The organism is Nocardioides sp. (assembly GCF_047602075.1).
In the GTDB taxonomy this organism is placed as follows: Bacteria; Actinomycetota; Actinomycetes; order Propionibacteriales; family Nocardioidaceae; genus Nocardioides.
On sequence record NZ_JASGIF010000002.1, the window covers coordinates 376,980 to 398,211 of the forward strand.

Annotated in this window: 19 protein-coding genes and 1 pseudogene; 16 read left to right on the forward strand and 4 right to left on the reverse strand. The window is 71.4% G+C overall.

Annotated elements, in window-relative coordinates:
• The first annotated feature begins 182 nt into the window (after nt 1–182).
• From QM714_RS14540 to QM714_RS14570, 7 genes are read left to right on the forward strand one after another with little or no spacing between them, the layout of a single operon-like run.
• Nucleotides 183–449 carry a hypothetical protein gene (locus tag QM714_RS14540; RefSeq protein WP_415103070.1) on the forward strand — a complete coding sequence of 89 codons (267 nt, stop codon included), beginning with the start codon at nt 183–185 and terminating at the stop codon, nt 447–449.
• Complete coding sequence (locus tag QM714_RS14545) at nt 446–1,231, forward strand: TIGR03084 family metal-binding protein (RefSeq protein ID WP_415103035.1); 786 nt, start codon at nt 446–448, stop codon at nt 1,229–1,231. The genes QM714_RS14540 and QM714_RS14545 overlap by 4 nt, the downstream gene beginning before the upstream one ends.
• Nucleotides 1,228–2,964: an acyclic terpene utilization AtuA family protein gene (locus QM714_RS14550; protein WP_415101795.1), complete on the forward strand. Its 1,737-nt coding sequence runs from the start codon at nt 1,228–1,230 to the stop codon at nt 2,962–2,964. The genes QM714_RS14545 and QM714_RS14550 overlap by 4 nt, the downstream gene beginning before the upstream one ends.
• Entirely contained in the window at nt 2,961–3,314 is a 354-nt protein-coding gene (locus tag QM714_RS14555; RefSeq protein ID WP_415101797.1) for an acyl-CoA dehydrogenase family protein, read from the forward strand. The genes QM714_RS14550 and QM714_RS14555 overlap by 4 nt, the downstream gene beginning before the upstream one ends.
• On the forward strand, nt 3,311–4,915 hold the full coding sequence (locus QM714_RS14560; protein ID WP_415101799.1) for an acyl-CoA carboxylase subunit beta: 1,605 nt from the start codon (nt 3,311–3,313) through the stop codon (nt 4,913–4,915). The genes QM714_RS14555 and QM714_RS14560 overlap by 4 nt, the downstream gene beginning before the upstream one ends.
• 5 nt (nt 4,916–4,920) lie before the next feature.
• Complete coding sequence (locus QM714_RS14565) at nt 4,921–6,912, forward strand: biotin carboxylase N-terminal domain-containing protein (protein ID WP_415101801.1); 1,992 nt, start codon at nt 4,921–4,923, stop codon at nt 6,910–6,912.
• Entirely contained in the window at nt 6,909–8,090 is a 1,182-nt protein-coding gene (locus QM714_RS14570; RefSeq protein WP_415101803.1) for an acyl-CoA dehydrogenase family protein, read from the forward strand. Before QM714_RS14565 ends, QM714_RS14570 begins: the two co-directional genes overlap by 4 nt.
• A gap of 150 nt (nt 8,091–8,240) precedes the next feature.
• On the opposite strand, the gene QM714_RS14575 is transcribed toward QM714_RS14570, so the two are convergent.
• Entirely contained in the window at nt 8,241–8,687 is a 447-nt protein-coding gene (locus QM714_RS14575; RefSeq protein WP_415101805.1) for a protein-L-isoaspartate O-methyltransferase family protein, read from the reverse strand.
• Between the two features lie 53 nt (nt 8,688–8,740).
• On the opposite strand from QM714_RS14575, the gene QM714_RS14580 reads away from it, so the two are divergent.
• The 9 genes and pseudogenes from QM714_RS14580 to QM714_RS14620 all read left to right on the forward strand — a co-directional run bounded on the left by QM714_RS14580 (nt 8,741) and on the right by QM714_RS14620 (nt 17,862).
• On the forward strand, nt 8,741–9,139 hold the full coding sequence (locus tag QM714_RS14580; RefSeq protein WP_415101807.1) for an MmcQ/YjbR family DNA-binding protein: 399 nt from the start codon (nt 8,741–8,743) through the stop codon (nt 9,137–9,139).
• A 134-nt stretch (nt 9,140–9,273) separates the two neighbouring features.
• Nucleotides 9,274–10,038 carry an enoyl-CoA hydratase-related protein gene (locus tag QM714_RS14585; RefSeq protein WP_415101809.1) on the forward strand — a complete coding sequence of 255 codons (765 nt, stop codon included), beginning with the start codon at nt 9,274–9,276 and terminating at the stop codon, nt 10,036–10,038.
• Between the two features lie 43 nt (nt 10,039–10,081).
• Nucleotides 10,082–10,276: pseudogene (locus tag QM714_RS14590) on the forward strand (sigma factor); the annotation flags it as partial.
• A gap of 61 nt (nt 10,277–10,337) precedes the next feature.
• Entirely contained in the window at nt 10,338–10,646 is a 309-nt protein-coding gene (locus QM714_RS14595) for a sigma-70 family RNA polymerase sigma factor (protein WP_415103036.1), read from the forward strand.
• The gene (locus tag QM714_RS14600; protein ID WP_415103071.1) at nt 10,643–11,647 is read left to right on the forward strand and encodes a hypothetical protein; all 1,005 of its coding nucleotides are present in this window, start codon (nt 10,643–10,645) and stop codon (nt 11,645–11,647) included. Before QM714_RS14595 ends, QM714_RS14600 begins: the two co-directional genes overlap by 4 nt.
• A gap of 118 nt (nt 11,648–11,765) precedes the next feature.
• Complete coding sequence (locus QM714_RS14605; protein ID WP_415101811.1) at nt 11,766–13,943, forward strand: HelD family protein; 2,178 nt, start codon at nt 11,766–11,768, stop codon at nt 13,941–13,943.
• A 60-nt stretch (nt 13,944–14,003) separates the two neighbouring features.
• Nucleotides 14,004–15,890, forward strand: a complete 1,887-nt coding sequence (locus tag QM714_RS14610) for an anthranilate synthase family protein (RefSeq protein ID WP_415101813.1) — start codon at nt 14,004–14,006, stop codon at nt 15,888–15,890.
• Nucleotides 15,891–15,912: 22 nt separating this feature from the next.
• Nucleotides 15,913–16,512 carry an anthranilate synthase component II gene (locus QM714_RS14615; RefSeq protein WP_415101815.1) on the forward strand — a complete coding sequence of 200 codons (600 nt, stop codon included), beginning with the start codon at nt 15,913–15,915 and terminating at the stop codon, nt 16,510–16,512.
• 546 nt (nt 16,513–17,058) lie between these two features.
• Complete coding sequence (locus tag QM714_RS14620) at nt 17,059–17,862, forward strand: anthranilate synthase component I family protein (protein WP_415103037.1); 804 nt, start codon at nt 17,059–17,061, stop codon at nt 17,860–17,862.
• Here the strand turns inward: QM714_RS14620 and QM714_RS14625 are convergent.
• The 3 genes from QM714_RS14625 to QM714_RS14635 all read right to left on the reverse strand — a co-directional run bounded on the left by QM714_RS14625 (nt 17,819) and on the right by QM714_RS14635 (nt 20,986).
• The gene (locus QM714_RS14625; protein ID WP_415101817.1) at nt 17,819–19,315 is read right to left on the reverse strand and encodes a sensor histidine kinase; all 1,497 of its coding nucleotides are present in this window, start codon (nt 19,313–19,315) and stop codon (nt 17,819–17,821) included. The genes QM714_RS14620 and QM714_RS14625 overlap by 44 nt on opposite strands.
• Nucleotides 19,312–20,040: a response regulator transcription factor gene (locus tag QM714_RS14630; RefSeq protein WP_415101819.1), complete on the reverse strand. Its 729-nt coding sequence runs from the start codon at nt 20,038–20,040 to the stop codon at nt 19,312–19,314. The genes QM714_RS14625 and QM714_RS14630 overlap by 4 nt, the downstream gene beginning before the upstream one ends.
• 88 nt (nt 20,041–20,128) lie before the next feature.
• A complete protein-coding gene (locus tag QM714_RS14635) occupies nt 20,129–20,986 on the reverse strand; it encodes a fructosamine kinase family protein (protein ID WP_415101821.1) in 858 nt (285 codons plus the stop codon).
• Between the last annotated feature and the right edge of the window lie 246 nt (nt 20,987–21,232).

A 21,232-nucleotide genomic window follows, 5' to 3' on the forward strand; every position in this document is an offset into this window, starting at 1 on the left:
CTTCCCGACCAAGAACGATCTTGTCGTCGCGGCGGTGGAGCACCTCACCGAGGTGCGCGGGGCAGAGCTTGCCGCAGCCGCGCGGCGACTGCCGAAGGGACCTCGGCGGACCCGGGCCGTGCTGCGGATGCTGGGCGACCACTTCAGCTCGCCGGTGTTCACCGCGGCCCTGGAGCTTCTGGGTGGCTGCCCGCACCGACCCAGCGCTGTTGGTCGCCGTCGCGCCGCTCGAGCAGCGGATCGGACGGGAGACCCATCGGCTCACCGTCGAGCTGCTCGGAGCCGACGAGGCCAAGCCAGGGGTCCGCGAGCTGATCCAGGGCACCCTCGACCTGGTGCGGGGGCTGGGGTTGGCCGACACCATCTCCGACGATGCGCGCCGACGTCGTCGGATCCTCGACCGCTGGGCCGACGTGCTCGACGAATCCCTTGCCGGAGCTTCGAGATGAGTGATCTGCTCGACGGCATCCTTGCCGACCTGGCCGCCGAAGGTGATCGCCTCGACCACCTGGTCGCAGGCCTCCCAGAAGCGCAATGGCGACTGCCCACGCCGGCTCCAGGGTGGGATATCGCCACCCAGGTCGCGCACCTGGCGTGGACCGACGAGGCGGCCGGCAAAGCTGCGACGGACAAGGTCGCCTGGGACGAGTTGGTGCTCGCCGCGATGGCCAACCCCGATCGGATCGTCGACGAAGCGGCACTGACGGGTGGCGCTGCGCCGCCCACCGAGCTGCTCACCCGCTGGCGCAGGGCGCGCGCCAGCCTGGCTCTGGCGCTGCGCGCGATGCCGGAAGGGGAGAGGCTGCCCTGGTTCGGACCGCCGATGTCGCCGGCCTCGATGGCGACGGCGCGCTTCATGGAGACCTGGGCGCACGGACTGGACATCTACGAAGCGTTGGGTCTCGAGCCGGAGGTGACCGACCGGATCCGGCAGGTCGCTCACCTCGGTGTGCGGACCCGAGACTTCGCCTTCCGGACCCGTGGACTGACGCCACCCGCCGACCAGTTCCGGATCGAGCTGATCGCTCCGTTTGGTGCGACCTGGACGTGGGGACCGGTGGACGCCCCGCAGCGGGTGACCGGGTCGGCGTACGACTTCTGCCGTCTGGTCACCCAGCGTCGGCACCGCGCCGACACCGACCTGCTGGCCTCTGGCGCCGACGCCGATCGCTGGCTGGACATCGCGCAGGCTTTCGCCGGGCCACCGGGTGAGGGAAGGCGGCCGACGTGACGGCGCCCGATCAGCCGGTGCTGCGGATCGGGAACTGCTCCGGGTTCTACGGCGACCGGCTATCGGCGATGCGCGAAATGCTCGAGGGCGGGCCGCTGGACGTGCTCACCGGGGACTACCTCGCCGAGCTGACCATGCTCATCCTCGGCCGGGACCTGACGAAGGATCCGTCGGCGGGCTATGCGCGGACCTTCGTGAGCCAGGTCGAGGACACGCTCGGGCTGGCCCTCGAGCGGGGTGTCCGGATCGTCGGCAACGCCGGCGGGCTCAATCCGGCCGCGCTGGCCGCTCGGTTGCGCGAGGTCGCCGATGTGCTCGGACTGCGCCCGGTGATCGCGCACGTCCAGGGCGACGACCTGCGGGCGCGGTCAACAGAGTTGGGCTACCCCGGCGCGCTGACCGCCAACGCCTACCTCGGAGCCGGTGGCATCGCGGCCGCCCTGACGGCTGGAGCCGACATCGTGGTGACCGGCCGGGTGAGCGATGCCTCCCTGGTGGTAGGTCCCGCGATGGCGCACTTCGGCTGGGGCCCGACGTCGTACGACGCCCTCGCCGGCGCGACCGTCGCCGGCCACGTGATCGAGTGCGGGACACAGGCGACGGGCGGCAACTTCTCCGGCTTCTTGTCCCTGCCGAGGGACGGCCGGCCGCTGGGCTTCCCGGTCGCCGAGGTCGCCGCCGACGGGTCGTGCGTCATCACCAAGCATCCCGGGACCGGCGGCGCGGTCACCGTCGACACGGTGACCGCACAGCTGATGTACGAGATCCAGTCCGAGCGCTATCTCGGCCCCGATGTCACCACGCGGCTCGACACCGTCTCGCTGGCGCAAGTCGAGGCTGACCGGGTGTCGATCTCCGGGGTGCGGGGCGAGGCGCCGCCCTCGACGTTGAAGGTCTGCGTCAACGAGCTGGGTGGCTACCGCAACACCCTGGAGTTCGTCCTCACCGGGCTCGACGTCGACGCCAAGGCGGACTGGCTGCAAGCGCAGCTCGGCCCCGCGCTGCACGCGGAGTCGGTGACCTGGACGCGGGTCGACCTCGGCGCGCCCGGAGCCGACACGGAGGAGGGCGCGTCCTGTCTGCTGAGGTGCACCGTGACCGACCCCGCCGCCGATGCCGTCGGGAAGGCGTTCACCGCGCCCGCCGTCGCGCTCGCGTTGGCGTCCTATCCCGGCTTCACGATGACCGGCCCGCCTGCTCCTGCGACGCCGTACGGCGTCTATCGGGCGGCCTACGTCGACCGCGCCTCGGTGACCCAGGTCGTCGTGATGCCCGACGGAAGTCGCTTCGAGATCGCTGACCAGATTGAAGAGATCGACGTCGCGCCCGCACCGTCGGCCGACTCCGCTGGCCCCTCGACCGCCGCGCGGCCGAGCACGGGCCCGACCGTCGAGGCGCCCCTCGGAACGTTCGTGCACGCGCGCTCCGGCGACAAGGGTGGCGACGCGAACCTCGGTCTCTGGGTCGCCCACGACGGATCACGGCGATACGACGCCCGGGTGGCGTGGCTGCTCGACTTCGTCACCGAGGCCCGGATCCGTGAGCTGGTGCCGGAGGCGGCCGGCCTGGCGGTGGACGTCGTCCCGCTGCCGAACCTGGGTGGCGTCAACGTCGTTCTGCACGGCCTCCTCGGCGAGGGCGTCGCCGCCTCGACCCGCTTCGACCCGCAGGCCAAGGGGCTGGGCGAATGGGTGCGCTCGCGGGTCGTCGACGTGCCGGAGGTGCTGCGGTGAAGGCTGCGGTGAATGCCGAGCGGGAGGCGCTTCGCGCGACGGCGGCGGAGTTCGTACGCCGTGAGGTGGCGCCGCACCTCCAGGAGTGGGAGGACGCCGGCTCGATCCCGCGCGACCTGCACCGGGCCGCCGCCGACCAGGGCCTACTCGGCGTCGCCTTCCCCGAGACCGCCGTCGAGGCAGCGGCGTACGTCACCGACCGGGCCGTCCAGTTGCACGGCGGCACCGGCTATCTGCACGGGATCGAGGTGGAGCGGCACTACCGCGACGCCCGCATCCTGCCGATCGGGGGAGGAGCGACCGAGGTGCTGAGCGACCTGGCGGCCCGGCTGATGGGCTACGCATCATGACGACCACGCCCGACCACAGGTCGGCGATGGAGGAGAAGCTGGCCGAGCTCGCAGCGGAGCAGGCGAAGGCGGTGGCCGGGGGCGGGGAGAAGTACGTCGCCCGGCACCACGCGCGCGGCAAGCTGCTGCCGCGGGAGCGGATCGAGCTGCTGGTCGACGAGGGGTCGGCGTTCCTCGAGCTCTCCCCGCTCGCCGGCTGGGGCTCGGACTTCACCATCGGAGCATCGGTCGTCACCGGGATCGGAGTCGTCGAGGGCGTCGAGTGCGTGATCACCGCCAACGACCCGACCGTCAAGGGCGGCGCCTCCAACCCCTGGACGGTCAAGAAGATCTTCCGGGCCGCCCAGATCGCGGAGGAGAACAACCTGCCGACCATCTCGTTGGTGGAGTCCGGTGGAGCCGACCTGCCCACCCAGAAGGAGATCTTCATCCCCGGCGGCAAGCTCTTCCGCGACCTCACCCGCGCCTCGAAGAGGAGACAGCCGACCATTGCCCTGGTCTTCGGCAACTCCACCGCCGGTGGCGCCTACGTTCCCGGGATGAGCGACTACGTCGTGATGGTCAAGGAGCAGGCGAAGGTGTTCCTGGGCGGGCCCCCGCTGGTCAAGATGGCGACCGGCGAGGAGTCCGACGACGAGTCGCTCGGGGGTGCCGAGATGCACGCCCGCGTCTCCGGGCTCGCCGACTACCTTGCCGCCGACGAACGCGACGCGATCCGACTGGGCCGGCGGATCGTGGCCCGCCTCAACCGGAGCAAGCCTGCGCCGCGCGGGTCGTCGTACGACTTCTCGGCGGCCGAGGCATGGGCCGAGCCGGACGCCGACGTCGAAGAGCTGCTCGACCTGATCCCGAGCGACCTGAAGGAGCCCTTCGACCCACGCGAGGTGATCCTCCGGATCTGCGACGGCACCTCGGCGGCCAACGGCCAGCCGTTCGACGAGTTCAAGCCGCTCTTCGGACCATCCCTGGTGACCGGCTGGGCGCGCATCCACGGCCGCCCGATCGGCATCCTGGCCAACGCGCAAGGGGTGCTGTTCTCGCCGGAGGCCCAGAAGGCCGCCCAGTTCATCCAACTCGCCAACCAGGCCGACACCCCGCTGCTGTTCTTGCACAACACCACCGGCTACATGGTCGGAGCGGACTACGAACAGGGCGGCATCATCAAGCACGGCGCCCAGATGATCAACGCCGTCGCCAACTCCGAGGTCCCGCACCTGACCGTGATCATGGGGGCGTCCTACGGCGCCGGCAACTACGGCATGGCCGGCCGGGCCTACGACCCCCGCTTCCTGTTCACCTGGCCCAGCGCGAAGTCCGCGGTGATGGGGCCGCAGCAACTGGCCGGCGTCCTCTCGATCGTGGCGCGGGCGGCGGCCGAGGCCCGGGGCCAGGAGTACGACGAATCGGGCGGCGCCGCCATGCGCGAGCTCGTCGAGACCTCGGTCGAGGAGCAGAGCCTGCCGTTCTTCCTGTCCGGGATGCTCTACGACGACGGCGTCATCGACCCACGCGACACCCGCACTGTGCTGGCCATCTGCCTCTCGGTCATCGAGAACGCACCGATCGAGGGCGCCGACGGCTACGGCGTCTTCAGGATGTGACGGCGATGATCCACAGACTCCTGGTCGCCAACCGCGGCGAGATCGCCCGCCGGGTCTTCGCCACCTGCCGACGGCTGGGCATCGAGACGGTCGCCGTGCACTCACCGGTCGATGCCGGGCTGCCGTTCGTCGCCGAGGCCGACTATGCCGTCGTCCTCCCCGGTGACGCCCCAGCCGAGAGTTATCTGCGCATCGACGCCCTCCTCGACGCAGCCACCCGCAGCGGTGCCGACGCGGTGCATCCCGGCTACGGATTCCTCGCCGAGAGCGCTGACTTCGCCCGTGCGGTCCTCGACGCCGGCCTGACCTGGATCGGCCCGAGCCCGGCCGCCATCGAGGCGATGGGTGACAAGGTCCGCGCCAAGGAGATCATGCGTGCTGCCAGCGTGCCCCTCTTGGACTCCCTCGACCCCGACACCCTCACTGCGGCCGACCTCCCGGTGCTGGTCAAGGCGGCGGCCGGGGGTGGTGGCCGCGGGATGCGCGTGGTCCGCGAGCTGACGAGGCTGCCAGGCGAGCTCGCCGCCGCGCGGGCCGAGGCCGCCTCCGCGTTCGGGGACGGCGCCGTCTTCGTCGAGCCCTACCTCGAGCTCGGCCGCCATGTCGAGGTCCAGGTCTGGGGCGACCACGGTGGCAGCAACGTCTCCGTCCTCGGGGCCCGCGACTGCTCGGTGCAGCGGCGGCATCAGAAGGTCGTCGAGGAGTCGCCGCCGCCGGGGGTCAACCAGGCGACCCTCGAGGCGATGTACGACGCCGCACGCGCCGCGGCCGGGGCCCTCGGCTACACGGGCGTCGGGACGGTGGAGTTCCTGCTCGACGCTGCTGACAACGCGGCGGTCGCCGACCAGGGCGACGTCGCCCGATTCGCCTTCCTGGAGATGAACACCCGCCTCCAAGTGGAGCACCCCGTGACCGAAGCGGTCCGTGGCCTGGACCTGGTCGAGCTCCAACTCCAGGCGGCCGAGGATCCGACCGTGCTGGGCGTGACGAGCGCCGAGCGGGGTCACGCAGTCGAGGTGCGGCTCTATGCCGAGGATCCGGTCGCGGGCTACCGGCCGCAGAGCGGCATGCTGTCTGGCTGGGGGATCCCGGAGGTGGTCGGGGAGTTCTGTCAGCCCGGCTTCGGCATCCGAGTAGATGCCGGCTATGAGTCCGGCAGCGAGGTGACGACGCACTACGACGCGATGCTGGCCAAGGTGATCTCCTGGGCGCCCACCCGCCAGGAGGCGATCCGGCAGCTGGTCGGCACCCTGCGCCGCGCCCGCATCCACGGCCTGGCCACCAACCGCGACCAGCTCGTCGCCGTCCTGACCGATGCCCGGTTCGGGGCCGGCGAGATGTGGACCGGCTTCCTCGACGATTTCGCTCCGGGGGTCGACGCGAGGGACGACGGTGCGTCTGTCGCCGCCGCGTTGGCACTGGCCGAGCATCGCGCCGACCGCCGCCGCGTGCAGCGGGGAGTCCCCGTCGCCTGGCGCAACGTGTCCTCCCAGCCACAGCGCACCGAGTTCGCAGATGCCACCGTCGAGTGGTGGGGCGGCCGGACCGGCTATCGGGTCGAGGGGTTCGGAGTCCTCTCCGTGCGACCCGACCAGGTGAGGCTGGAGCGCGACGGCGTGCGGACGTCGTACTCCGTCGTGATCCGGGACGACCACATCGACGTCGACTCCCCGCGCGGCCATCGCAGATTGACCTTGGCGCCACGCTTCCCCGACCCGGCGGCACAGCATGCCTCCGGCAGCCTGCTCGCGCCGATGCCCGGCACGGTGGTGTCGGTCGCGGCCGGAGTTGGGGATCGTGTCGGGCCGGGCCAGCCGGTGCTGACTCTCGAGGCGATGAAGATGCAGCACACCGTGACCGCGCCGAGCGCCGGCATCGTCGCGGAGATCGACGTGGCCGTCGGTCAACAGGTCGCCGCCGGCGACGTGCTCGCCGTGGTCACCGAGCACCCTCCAGCAGACCCCACCGACCCGGATCCGGACGGAGAGCCCCGATGACCCAGATCGCCTTCACCGAGCCCGAGGAGCGGCAGGAGCTGCGCCGTCAGGTCGCCAAGCTGGCCGGGAAGTACGGCCGCGACTACTTCAGCGACAAGGCCCGCGCCGGTGGCAAGACCACCGAGCTCTGGCTGGAGATGGGCCGCACCGGCTATCTCGGCGTCAACATCCCGGAGGAGTACGGCGGTGGCGGTGGCGGCATCGGTGACGTCGCGGCCGTCTGCGAGGAGCTGGCCGCCCAGGGCTGCCCGCTGCTGATGATGGTGGTCAGCCCCGCGATCTGCGGGACGGTGATCGCTCGCTACGGCACCGAGGAGCAGAAGCGGCGGTGGCTGCCGGGCATCGCCGACGGCACCTCGACGATGGCGTTCGCGATCACCGAGCCGGACGCCGGCACCAACTCCCACCAGATCACCACGACCGCCCGCCGTGACGGCGACGAGTGGGTGCTCAACGGGCGCAAGGTCTTCATCTCCGGCATCGACGAGGCCGACCACGTGCTGGTGGTGGCGCGGACCCAGGACGCACCGACGAGTGAGGGCGGGCCGGGCAAGCTCAAGCCCTGCCTCTTCGTGGTGCCGACCGATGCTCCCGGCTTCGAGGCGACCCCGATCCCGATGGAGACGGTCTCGCCGGAGCGGCAGTTCAGCGTCTTCGTCGACGACGTCCGGCTGCCTGCCGACGCCCTGGTCGGTGACGAGAACGCCGGCCTCGCCCAGCTCTTCGCAGGCCTCAACCCCGAGCGGATCATGGCGGCGTCGTTCTCCACCGGCCTGGCTCGCTACGCGCTCGACCGCGCGGCGTCGTACGCCAAGGAGCGCACCGTCTTCCAGGGACCGATCGGCACCCACCAGGCCATCGCGCACCCGCTCGCGCAGAGCCACATCGAGATCGAGCTGGCGCGGCTGATGACCCAGAAGGCCGCCGCGCTCCTCGATGCCGGAGAGGACCTGGCGGCCGGCGAGGCCGCCAACATGGCGAAGTACGCCGCTGCCGAGGCGGCTTGCACGGCCGCGGACCGGGCCGTGCAGACTCACGGCGGCAACGGGATCACCCAGGAGTACGGCATGGCGGGCCTTCTCGTCGCCACCCGCGCCGGCCGGATCGCGCCCGTCACCCGGGAGATGATCCTCAACTTCGTGGCCATGCACTCCCTGGGCCTGCCGAAGTCCTACTGAAACGTTCGGGACGCCAGCCGGCGCCCATCTGCCGCGGTGTTGTGGTGGCCCTGACCCATCTGCCGCGGTGCTGTAGTGGGTTGGAACCCGGTATTCGGGGCACTTTGCCACGACAAGACCGCGGTAGACGCCAGAAGACCGCGGCAGACCTCAGCGGAGGGGCACGAACCGGTAGCGACCGTGTCGGGTGACCTCGGCAGAGACCAGGATGCGGTGGTACGGCGCCCCGGCAGGGTCGCCGAGCACCCCGGGCGTGGCACCTCGGACGCGAGCCCACGGTTGACCGGTGGCGGCCAGGTTCGCCGCACCCCACTGGGCCAACTCCGGCTCCAGCTCGAGCCCCAGCACCGTCCCGCTGGGGCCGACCAGGTGGGCGAGCAGGGCCGTGGCCCAGCCAGATCCCGCCCCCACGTCGAGCACCCGGTCACCCGGTCGGACCTCCAGCAGGCGCAGCATGTCCTCGACCGTGCGCGGCTGGGAGTTGGTCTGGCCGAGCCCGATCGCGATCGGCCCGTCGTACGACGCGCGGCGTCGGTCGCGGACGGGAAGGAACCCCTCCCGCGGAACGGCTGCGAATGCGCGCGCGACCGCGTCCATCCCCCGAGTCAACCACGGTGGAGCCTGTCGGTGGGTCGTGCGAAGGTGGACGGGTGCCGGAGCGACCGACAGTGCCTGAGCAGATGGTGCGCGAGCTGTCCGCCCTCTTGACGGCGCTGCCCGCGTGCGAAGTCGAGGACGCCTGGGTGGGCGTGCGCTGGCGGGTGGGGCAGGCGACCGTGGCGCACGTCTTCGGCGGAGAGGACCAGCTGTTCCGGATCACTTTCCGGGCCGAGCCTGAGGAGGTGATGGCGTTCGAGCATCTGGGCGATCCGTACTTCCGGGCAGCCTGGGGTCGCAACGTCGTCGGCCTGGTGCTGGGCGACGAGATCGACTGGGAAGAGCTGACCGAGCTGCTGACCGACTCCTACTGCCTGCAGGCTCCGGTGCATCTGGCTCGGCAGGTCCCCCGCCCCGGTGACGGCTCCCCGTCGGGCGAGGAGGTGCGCTGAGAACATATATGGGCTTCCCCGAACACGTTCTGCGTGGTCCGCGCCCTCCGGTTTCGCCCTCGTCCCGTGGCCGCTGAGCCGCTGAGCACGGCCATCCGGAGAGCTGGCCGGTGCCGCTCTCTACGATGGCCGCCATGACTGAGCAGCCGCCGCCGGAGCTGGTGCACTACGAGGTGACCGAGCGGGTCGCGATGATCACCCTCGACTCCCAGCACAACCGCAACGCGCTGTCCCGACAGCTGGTCGGCGAGCTCTTCGCCCACCTGGAGCGGGCCGCGGCCGACGACGACGTCACCGTCGTGCTCGTCCAGGCGTCGGGTCGGGTGTTCTGCTCAGGCGCCGACCTTGCGGAGGCGTCCTCGGGCAGCATGGTCGAGGGTGCTCGGCGGATCGTAGACCTGCAGCGGCTGATCGTGTCGATGGACAAGCCGGTGGTGACCCGGGTTGCCGGTGCGGTTCGGGCCGGTGGCATCGGCATCGTGGCCGCTTCGGACATCGCGGTCGCAGCCGACGACGCGACCTTCGCGCTGACCGAGGTCAAGCTCGGCCTGGCGGCCGCGATCATCTCGCTCACCGTGCACCAGCGGATGGGTCCCCGGGCGGCTGCCTTGACCACTCTGGGCGGCGAGACGTTCAGCGGAGCGGATGCGGCGGCGTACGGACTGGTCACCAAGGCCGTCCCCTTCGACCAGCTCGACGCGGAGATCGGCCAGGTGTGCGCGAGCCTGGCGACCGGCACCGCCCAGGGACTGCGGGAGTCCAAACGGCTGCTCAACGCCGATCTGCTGACGCGCATCGATCAAGAGGGGGAAGAGATGGCCGAGCTGTCGGCGCGGCTGTTCGCCTCCGCCGACGCCCGTGAGGCGATGGCTGCGTTCTTGAACCGGAAGAAGTCCTGACCGACGTGCAACCTGCGGCGGCCCCTGACTGGTAGTAACGAGCATGACCATCACCGCCGCGATCGGGACGGGGGACCAGGTGACGGCCGACTTCGACGAGTTCGTCGCTGCTCGCAGCGACGCGTTGCTGCGCACGGCGTACCTGCTCACCCACGACCACGACCTCGCCGAGGACCTAGTGCAGACGGCCCTGTCGAAGGCGTGGTTCCACTGGAAGCGGATCGACGGCCGCCCCGAGCCCTATGTCCGGCGCATCCTGGTCAACACCTACGCATCCTGGTGGCGGCGCAAGTGGCGCGGTGAGCTGCCGACCGCCGAGCTTCCCGGAGCGGCCGGCCGCGGGCGCCGAGTCGTACGACGCCGCGCACGATCTGTGGACCGCCATGGCGCGGCTCCCACGCCGGCAGCGTGCGGTGGTGGTGCTGCGCTACTTCGAGGATCTCTCCGAGGCGGAGACGGCAGCCGTGCTGGGCTGCGCGCCCGGGACGGTCAAGAGCCAGGCCTCCCGGGCCTTGGCGAAGCTGCGCATCGACCCGGCGTTGAGCGCGGCGGACGACGGTGGAGTCGACGATCATCAGGCGCACCCCGGAACGGAGGAGCGGGCATGAACACCATGGCGGACCTGAGGGCCACCTTGCAGTCACACGCGGACGAGGCCGTGACCGGCGCGCCATCGGTCCGCTCGGCGGGCGTCGCGCGTCGCATCCGGGAGACCCGTCGGCGGCGCAACGCGGCGCTCGGTGCGGGGGCACTGGTGGCGGTGCTGATCGCGGGCGTGGCCGTCACGCTTCTCCCACCCGGTCGCGCGCCCGAGGTGGCTTCTCGTGAGTTGGCCGGTGCCACCGCGCCGGCGACCTTCGAGGCCGATGGCTACACCTATGACTTCGACCACGGCCTGGAGTCCGACGGTGACGCGACGCTCACCCTCCGGGTGCCCATCAGCGACCAGCCGGTGCTGGTCTCCTGGGCTGCGCCCGACGGGTCGACACTCACCTCTCCCGACGACGGCGGTGACCTCGAGACCCAGACGGCGACATCGGGTCGCTTCGGCACCTTCGTGTTCGTCGAACCGGGTCGGCCGATGACGTTCACCCTCCGTGATGACGACGGCGGACCGATGGCATTCGCGGTCTATGCACTGGGCGCGACTCCGCCGCCGGGATACACCAAGAGCGGGCTCACCTTCCGCGAGGACGTCGACGGGAACACCCTGCTCGGCGCGGTGATCGGCGACCGGGGCGAGGTCGAGGCGAGCACGACGATCACCCTGCCAGTGGGCGGCAAGGACAGGACCGGCCTCGGCTACGTGTGTGAGTCGACCTTCAAGCACGCGTGGCTGGCCTACACCTTCGACGGCCACGTCGTCGGCGGTGAGACCTGCGGCCCGGTCGGCGAGGGCTCGTCCTTCGACCCCGGTCGGCTCGAGGGCTACTTCACCAAACCAGGTCTGCACCTCAGCGGACCCGCCTACCACCACGTCTACCGACCGGGGGAGACCCTGACTGTGGGGGTTCGACTGCAGGTCTCCGAGCGAGACCGCACCCTGGTGACCGACCCCGATGCGCTGGTAGGGATCGGTGCCTACGCCGTCCACGCCGGCCAGGGCTGATGACGTGCCGAGGGCACACGTCTCGCCATGGCGCGGATCACCTCCGGTGACGCCGGATCCGAGGATACGATGGACGACTTGCCCGTCCCGTTGACCGTGCCGTCCCAGGAGTCCGTCCGTGCCCGACCAGCCGTCGCTGGCTGACCGCGAGATCGCGGCCGAACAGGTGTTCGTGGATCGCGTCTATGTCCAGCTGGAGAAGTCCGCCCGCGCAGCTCAGGCGCTGGCCCGGGAGGGATACGGCCGCGGTCGGCTCGGCCACGAAGGCGGCCTGGTCGAGCGGGACGCGATGGTCTTCCAGGCCGCGAAGCGGATCGCCCAGCTCGACGCCGCCCACGAGGGCTTGGTGTTCGGTCGCCTCGACCTGGTGCCCGAGGTGGACGCCGCGCCCCGCTACGTCGGTCGGATCGGGCTCCGTGACGACGACCGTGACTCCCTGCTGATCGACTGGCGTGCGCCAGCGGCCGCCGTGTTCTACCAGGCGACGGCAGCCGAGCCGCATGACGTCGTACGCCGCCGCGTGCTGCGCTGCTCCGGCGCGACCGTCGTGGGCGTGGAGGACGAGCTGCTCGACGCCGAGGTGGAGACGGACCTGCCGATCGTCGGCGAGGGCGCGTTGATGGCGCAGCTGTCGCGCGCCCGCGACCGGTCGATGCACTCCATCGTGGCGACCATCCAGGCCGAGCAGGATCGCGCCATCCGGGCGCCGGCCAAGGGCGTCGTCTCGATCAGCGGCGGCCCGGGCACCGGCAAGACGGTGGTGGCGCTGCACCGGGCTGCGTACCTCCTCTACACCGATCGGCGCCGCTACGAGACCGGTGGTGTCCTGGTCGTCGGCCCGTCCGGGGTGTTCATGCGCTACATCGAGCGGGTGCTGCCGTCGCTGGGTGAGACCGCGGTCGCGCTGCGGTCGCTCGGCGAGGTGGTCGACGGCGTCCGCGCGACCCGACACGACGAGCCGGCCGTGGCCGCGGTCAAGGGGTCGGCCCGGATGGCCGAGCTGCTGCGCCGCGCGGCGCGGCAGCAGGTGCCCGGCAGCCCACGGGAGTTCCGGATCTTCTGGCGCGACGACACGCTGGTGCTGGACCGCGACACCTTGGGTCGGCTGCGACGGCAGCTGCTGGCGCAGGGCCGGCGCAACCGTCAGCTGCCCCGGGTCGCGACCGCGCTGCTGGACGCCCTGTGGCGTCAGGTGCGCAGCGAGCGCGGCCGGGACCGCGGCAGAGAGGTGTTCAACGACGACCTGCTCTCGACCCAGCGGTTCGTCGACTTTGCGGTGGCCTGGTGGCCACCGTTGGACGCGCGGGACGTGCTCGGCTGGCTGCACGATCCGGACTTCTTGGCGCGGGTCGCCGAGGGCGTCCTCCCGGCCGAGGAGCAGCTGCTGCTCACCAAGTCCTGGGCCGACGACGGCCCGCTCACTATTGAGGACGTGCCGCTCCTCGACGAGCTCCGCTATGCGCTGGGCGACGTGCCGGCGCGGACCGAGGAGGAGCACGAGCTCGACGACTTCGTGGGCGGTGACCTGCAGGAGCTGACCACGGCCGCCGCCGAGCGGGAGTACGCCCCCTCCGGCCGACGGTGGACGCCACCCACCCACCGGATCGAGGACGATCCGTTCGCGCACGTGCTCGTCGACGAGGCCCAAGACCTCACCCCGATGCAGTGGCGGATGGTGGGCCGCCGTGGCCGCACCGCCACGTGGACCATCGTCGGTGACCCCGCCCAGTCCTCCTGGCCCGACCCGGTCGAAGCCGACGCCGCCCGAGCCGCCGCGCTGGAAGGCAAGGACACCCACGCCTTCCATCTGTCCACGAACTATCGGAACTCCGCGGAGATCTACTCCTTCGCTGCCGACTACGCCCTCCGGGTCGGTCTGGACGCCGACCTGCCGCGGGCGGTCCGGTCCACGGGGGTCGAGCCCGTCGTGCGCGCGGGCGTGCCCGACCTGGAGGCGGCCGTCCGTGCTGCCGTCGTCGACCTTGCCGATCGGGTCGAGGGGACCGTCGCCATCGTGGTGCCGGTGGCCCGTCGCTCGGAGGTCAACGCCTGGCTGGCGTCGTGGCCCGAGCTCGCCGCTGACGCGCCCTCGGCCCGGGCGGCCGTCGACTCCGCGGTCGCGCCGTCCGACGACGACCGCGTCGTGGTGCTCACCGGCCTGGACACCAAGGGCTTGGAGTTCGACGGCATCGTCGTGGTCCGACCCGAGGAGATCGAGGCCGAGTCACCCACCGGCCGCGCGACGCTCTACGTCGTCCTCACCCGCGCCACCCAGCTGCTCACCACCCTCTCCTGAGGGTCTCGGCCGGCTCGGACGGCGGGAGGGACGCACCCGATGCGCCAGTAGGGTGAGCGCATGCCTGCGCCCGTGGACGTCCGTGCTGCCCTGGACACGGTCACCGGGTGCGAGGCCTGGGCGGTGATCCGGCGCAAGGCAGAGCCGACCGCGGGCATCGTCGGCGGCTCGCGCAGCGAGGTCGAGAGCCTGCTGGACATCCCCGTGGAGTACGGCGCTCCGGTGTCGGGCCGCAGTGCCGACCGGCTGGTCGCCGTACCGTTCCACCAGGTCCGTGAACGCGGCTTCGAGGCCGTCGACGACGGCGCCCCCCTGGTCGTGCTGGAGATCGCGCACGAGTTCGAGGTGCCCGTCGAGGACCTGGTCGCGGCGCTGCCCCAGGAGGAGGTCGGGTTCACCGACACCGGTGGCTTCGAGACCAGCGACGAGGAGTACGCCGACCTGGTCGAGGTCATCATCGACGAGGAGATCGGCCAAGGTGAGGGGGCCAACCTGGTGATCGGCCGGCCCTATCGTGCCCAGTTGCGTGACTGGGGCCCGGCGCAGGCGCTGTCGGTGCTGCGCCGACTGCTGGAGCGGGAGCGTGGCGCCTACTGGACCTTCGTCTTCTTCACCGGTGAGCGTTATCTGGTCGGCGCGAGCCCGGAGCGGCACGTGTCGGTCCGCGGGGAAGACGTCCGGATGAACCCCATCTCGGGGACGCTGCGGCTTCGCGGCGAGGGCGACCTGAAGACGCGACTGCTGGACTTCCTGGCCGACGAGAAGGAGATCTACGAGCTCTTCATGGTCGTCGACGAAGAGCTGAAGATGATGTGCGACATCTGCCACGAGGGCGGCCAGGTGCTCGGCCCGTTCCTCAAGCCGATGACCCACCTGGTGCACACCGAGTATCTCCTCGCCGGACGCACCAAGCAGGACTGTCGCGAGGTGTTGCGCGACACCATGTTCGCCGCGACGGTGACCGGGTCGCCGGTCGAGAACGCCTGCCGACTCATCGCGGGCTACGAGCGGGAGGGGCGGGGCTACTACGGCGCCGCGCTCGCGCTCTTCGGTCGAGATCCGCACGGCAACCCGACCATGGACAGCCCGATCTGCATCCGCACCGCGGAGGTCGACCTCGACGGACGGCTGAAGGTCACCGCCGGCGCCACCCTGGTGCGCGACTCCGACCCGGCGAGCGAGGTCGCGGAGACCCATGCCAAGGCGGGTGGCATCCTCAGCGCGTTCGGTCTGGCCCCCGCCGCACCGGCGCCCGAGGTCGAGCTGGCGACCCTCGCCCGGGACGAGGACGTCCTGCTCGCGCTCGGCGCCCGCAACCAGCGGCTGTCGCCGTTCTGGCTGACCGACCAGGGCGGCACCCCACCCGACGAGTCGCTGCGCGGCAAGTCGGTGGTGATCCTCGAGGGCGAGGACGACTTCGTGAACATGCTCTGCCACGTCTTCGGCGTGCTCGGCATGATCCCGACCGTGCGCCAGCACGAGGACTATCGGCCCGGCGTCTTCGCTGGCTACGACATGGTGGTCGTGGGTCCCGGTCCGGGCGATCCGCGTGACGACGCCGATCCGAAGATCGCCCGCATCCGCGCGGCCGTCGACGAGCTCCTCGCGAGCGGACAGCCCTTCCTCGCCGTCTGCCTGGGCCACCAGACGCTCTGCCACCACCTCGGCATTCCGTTGGCGTTCAAGGACATCGTCTTCCAGGGCACCCAGTCGCCGGTGCTGATCGAGGGCCGCGTGGAGCGGGTGGGCTTCTACAACACCTTCGTCGGCCGCCTCGGTGGCGAGTCACCCCCGGCCGGCGTCACCGTCGAGGCCGACCCCGAGACCGGCGACATCCACCTGATCGCCGGGCCGCACTATCGCGGCATCCAGTTCCACGCCGAGTCGATCCTGACCCAGCACGGCTTCGAGCTCCTGCACCGACTCGTCCGGCAGCTGCTCACCTGATTGCGCACAGTAGGTTGTGGCGGTGGCCGTCCCGGACGTCGTGGTCGTCGACCATCACGACTCCTACACCCAGAACCTGGTGCACCTGATCGCCGAGGTCACCGGCGTGCTGCCGGTGGTGGTCCAGCACGACGCGGTCGACCCCGACGAGGTGCTCGCGCACTCCCACGTCGTCCTCTCTCCGGGCCCTGGCCATCCGGCGAACCCGACCGACTTCTCCGTCGGCCGAGAGGTTCTGCTGGCCGGCACCCGTCCGGTGCTGGGCGTCTGCTTGGGGATGCAGGGTCTGGTGACGGCGTACGACGGCACGGTCGGCCGCGAGATCCCGGCGCACGGGGAGGTGGCCCTGATCGACCACGACGGGCGAGGTGTCTTCACCGGGCTTCCCCAGCGGTTCCACGCGGTGCGCTACCACTCGCTGGCGGCGCTGGCGGCGCTGGCGCTGCCGGACTGCCTGGAGACGACGGCGACCTGCCCAGGAGCAGAGCCCGGCGACGTTCCGGTGGTGATGGGGGTGCGTCATGTCGCGCTTCCGCTCGAGGGGGTGCAGTTCCATCCCGAGTCGGTGCTCTCCGAGCACGGCGCGGCGATGATCGCGAGCTTCTTGGAGGGACGGCGATGAGCGACCCGTCGGCGGGTCGCGAGGTCGACCCCGCGTCGTACCTCCTGGATCTGGCCGACCAGCACCCGCGCTGCTTCTGGCTGGACGGCGGCGGCGCGCGCGAGTGGTCCGGGCGCCGCTCGATGGTCGGCTGGCTGGCCGAGGACGACGTCTCCCTGAGTTATCACGCCGACCGCGGCGAGGTGGTGCGGCATGCGGCGGGGCGGGCGGAGGTGGTCGGCAGCGACATCTTCGCCGAGCTCGAGCGCGAGCTGGCGGTCGGACCGCGGGACGCGCACTGGGTGGGCTATTTCGGCTACGCCGCGCGACCCGACCTGCCCGCGCGGCCCGATCCCTCCCTGCCCGACGCGCTGTGGATGAGGCCGAGCGAGGTGCGCTTCTTCCACCACCCCGAACCGCCAGGAGTGGCACCTCACGCCACCGGGAGTGGCATCTCGCGCAACCCGGAGTGGCATCTCGAGGTCGTGCCGGAGGACTACCGGGAGGCGTTCGCCGAGGTCCAAGAGGAGCTGCACGCCGGCAACTCCTACGAGGTGAATCTGACCTATCGGGAGCAGGTCGCCGGGCCGTCCGAGCCCGTCGACGTATCGACAGCGGAGGCGAGGGCGAGCGCGGCGGCGGCGTACCTCCGACTGCGGACGCTCAACCCGGCGCCCTACGCCGGCTTCCTGCAGCACGACGTGCCGGGCGCGCGGGCGTGGCTGCTGCAGCTCCTCCCCGGAGCGCTATGCGCTGATCACCCGCGACCGGATGCTGGAGACCAAGCCGATCAAGGGCACCACCCCGCGGGGGGCGACGCCCGAGGAGGACGAGGCGATGCGGCAACAGCTCGGCACCGACGCCAAGTTCCGCAGCGAGAACCTGATGATCGTCGACCTGCTCCGCAACGACGTCGCGCTGGTCAGCGAGCCCGGCTCGGTGGAGGTGCCGGCGCTGATGGAGGTCGAGTCCTATGCCAGCGTCCACCAGCTCGCGTCGACGGTCCGCGGGCGGCTCCGCCCGGGGGTCTCGAGCGTGGCCGCGCTGCGTGCGCTCTTCCCCGCCGGCTCGATGACGGGTGCGCCGAAGCTGCGCACGATGGAGATCATCGATGCGGTGGAGGAGACGCCGCGGGGGGTGTATGCCGGCGCGTTCGGCTCGATCTCCGCCGACGGGCGCGCCGACCTCGGGGTGGTGATCCGCAGCCTGACCGGCGACGGGAGCGGCCGCTGGTGGTGTGGCACCGGGGGCGGGATCACGGTGCGTTCGGAGGTGGCGGAGGAGTATGCGGAGTCGCGCTGGAAGGCCGAGCGGCTGCGGGCGGCGGCTACTGGTGCGTACGACGCAAGCCGCGGCCGGACGCACCAGTAGCCACCGCTGCCGCCGCCGCATCCTCGGGCAGCGTCGGCGCATGCTCCACGGCCGAGCCCGGGAGGGTCATCGTCAGCCGAGCCCCACCGGCGGCGGACCGACCGGCCTCCGCGGTGCCGCCGTGGCGCTCGGCGACCTGGCGGACGATCGCGAGGCCGAGACCGGAGCCGGGCATGGACCGGGACTCGTCGGAGCGGTAGAAGCGGTCGAAGACGCGAGGCAGGTCGGCTGGCGAGATGCCCGGTCCTTCGTCGTCGACGGTGAGGGTGCCGTCGACGAGCCGGATGGTGATCGTGCCGCCGGTCGGACTCCACTTGGCCGCGTTGTCGAGCAGGTTGGTGACCGCGCGCTCCAGTCCGGCCGGATCGCCCTCCAGCCACCACGACCTGACGTCGATGTCGAAGCCGATGCCCGGTGCTCGCCGCCGCACGCGGGCCAGTGCCCGGTCCACCACCTCGGCGAGGTCGCAGTGCTCGATGACGGTGGTGAGCCGCTCGTCTCGGGAGAGCTCCATCAGGTCGCCGATCAGCGTGGTGAGCTCCTCGATCTGGGCGCGGACGTCGGTGAGGAGCTCTTCCTGTGCCTCCGGTGGCAGCCCGCCGGAGTCGCCGGCCTGGGTGAGCAGGTCGAGGTTGGTGCGCAGCGAGGTCAGGGGGGTGCGGAGCTCGTGGCCGGCATCGGCGACCAGTCGGCGTTGCCGATCTCGTGAGGCCGAGAGAGCGGTCAGCATCTGGTTGAACGCCGTGGCGAGGCGGGCGATCTCGTCGTCCCCTTCGATGCGGAGCGGGGTGAGATCCTCGGTCCGGGCGATTCGCTCGACGTCGGTCGTCAGGCGACGGACGGGTCGCAGGCCGTTGCGGGCCACGGCCCAGCCGGCCAGTCCGGCGCCCACCACGCCGAGCGCACCGAAGATGCCCATCACGATCGCGAGCCGGGCCAGGGTCTCCTCCGTGGCCGCGAGGGGTTGTGCGAGCACGAGCGCCTCGTTGGCGCCGGCACCCACCGCGGCGACCCGATAGCGCTCGCCGTCGGCGGTCAGGATGGTGCGCACCGACTGGTCGGCGTCCCCGGCGGCCACGGCGAGCTCGGCCCGACCCAGCGTCATCGCCGGGAAGTAGCCACTGGTGGCATAGCCCCGCTGCGAGTTGATGAACGCGATCCGCACGTCGGCGGCACCGAACACCGCCGGCGAGATGCCTTGCGTGACCGCCTCTCGCAACCCGTCGGTCCGGGCCGCTTTGCGCGCGCGGTCCAGCAGGGAGTGGTCGAGCTGGGACTGCAGCTGCTGGCGCACCGTCATGAAGGCGCTCAGTGCCACGAACGCCACCGAGAGCCCGACCGCGATCGTGGTCAGCAGGGTCACCCGCGAGGCCAGCGACCGCCGATAGTGCCATCGTCGCTGGGTCCAGCTGACCCGCTCCTGGGGGCCGGCGTCGGTGTGCTCCTCGGTCATGACTCCTTCAGCACATAGCCGACACCGCGCACGGTGTGGATCAGCCGCGGCTCGCCCTCGGCCTCGGTCTTGCGACGCAGATAGCCGACGTAGACCTCCAGCGAGTTGGCCGTCGTCGGGAAGTCGTAGCCCCACACCTCGTCGAGGATGAAGGCCCGCTCCAGCACCCGCCGCGGCCGCCGCATGAAGACCTCGAGCAGCGCGAACTCGGTGCGGGTCAGCTCCATCGATCGAGCGCCGCGGCGGACCTCCCGGGTGGCCAGGTCCATGGTGAGGTCGGCGAACGAGAGCACCTCGTCGGCGCCGTCCTCCGCGGGCACGACGCGGCGCAGCAGCGCCCGCAACCGGGCCAGCAGCTCCTGCAACGCGAACGGCTTGGTGAGGTAGTCGTCCGCGCCGGCGTCGAGGCCCTCGACCCGGTCACCGACGGCGTCGCGGGCGGTGAGCACGAGGATCGGCACGTCGTTGCCGGCGGTGCGCAGTGCGCGGGTCGCCTCGATGCCGTCGAGGCGGGGCATCATCACGTCCATCACCACGACGTCGGGCTTGGCCTGGCCGATGCCGGCCAGCGCCTCGGCGCCGTCGGCGGCCATCGTGACGTCGTACCCGTTGAACTCCAGCGACCGTCGCAGCGACTCTCGGACCGCCTTGTCGTCGTCGACCACGAGCACTCGGGGGCGGCTGGTTGCGCTGGTCGGGCTGGTCGCCCCGTGCGTGGCAGTCATCACGCCTCCCACTGTGCCAAATCAGACTGAGCCGTCCCTGAGAACGAGTACGACGCCAGTGCGCGTCGTGCGTGTGTCGATCTCATGCTCATGCGTAGGCCGCCGCGGCGTCGGCGGCGCGAGCGGCATAGCCACCTCCGAACGCGCAGGCATGCACGAGCAGGGGGAAGAGCTGGTGCAGCCGGACCCGCTCCACCCAACCCTCGGCCAGCGGCGCGGCCTCGTCGTAGGCGGCGATGACCCGGGCCAGGTGCGGGAGGCCGAACAGCGCCAGCATGGCCAGGTCGGTCTCGCGGTGCCCGCCGTGCACGGCCGGGTCCACCAGCCAGACCCGACCGTCTTGGCCCCACAACACGTTGCCGTTCCAGAGGTCGCCGTGCAGCAGCGCGGGCGGCTCGGTGGGGACTAGGTCGCCTAGCCGGCCCAGCACCCCCTCGATGGTGGCCGCCTGCTCGGCGCTCACGACCCCGCGATCGCGGCCCAGCTTGAGGTAGGGGGCGACTCGCCTGGTCGCGTAGAACTCTGCCCAGGTGTCGGCGGGCTTGTTGGACATCGGGAGCCGACCGATGAAGCCGTCGACCTCGTCGCCGTAGATCGGCGTGCCGGCGCGATGGGTCGTGGCCAACTCCTGTCCGAGGACCACGGCCGCCTCGGTGGTGGCCTTGCCCTGCTCGACCCACCGGATGATCACGCACTCGTCGTCGCTGCCGAGCACGTCCGGAACCGGTGCCCCACCGGCGGCGGCGAGCCGGCGCAGTCCGCGCGCCTCGGCGGCGAAGAAGCCCGCCGGCGGGTGCGGGTGGGTCTTCATCAACGCGGTCGTGCCGTCGGAGAGCCGAAGCTTGGTGGCGGTCGCGATGTCCCCACCGGCCACCGGGGCGGTCGCAACGACAGCCGTGCCGAGCAGCGCCTCGGCACGGCGCGCGACAGCGGGCTGCCGGGTCATCGCGCGTCGACCTCCCGGGACGCCGGGACGCTACGGACGCGCTCGGCCATGGTCAACACCTCCTCAAAACCTGGTGCCCACCGTAGTACGTCCCTGCTGGCGCGCCCGCTCCGTCTGCCGCGGTGCTGCGGTGCCCGGACCCATCTCCCGCGGTGCTGTGGTGGCTGAGGACCCCGTATACGAGGCACCCACCCACGACAAGACCGCGGCAGACGCAAGAAGACTGCGGCAGATGCCGCCCCGTGC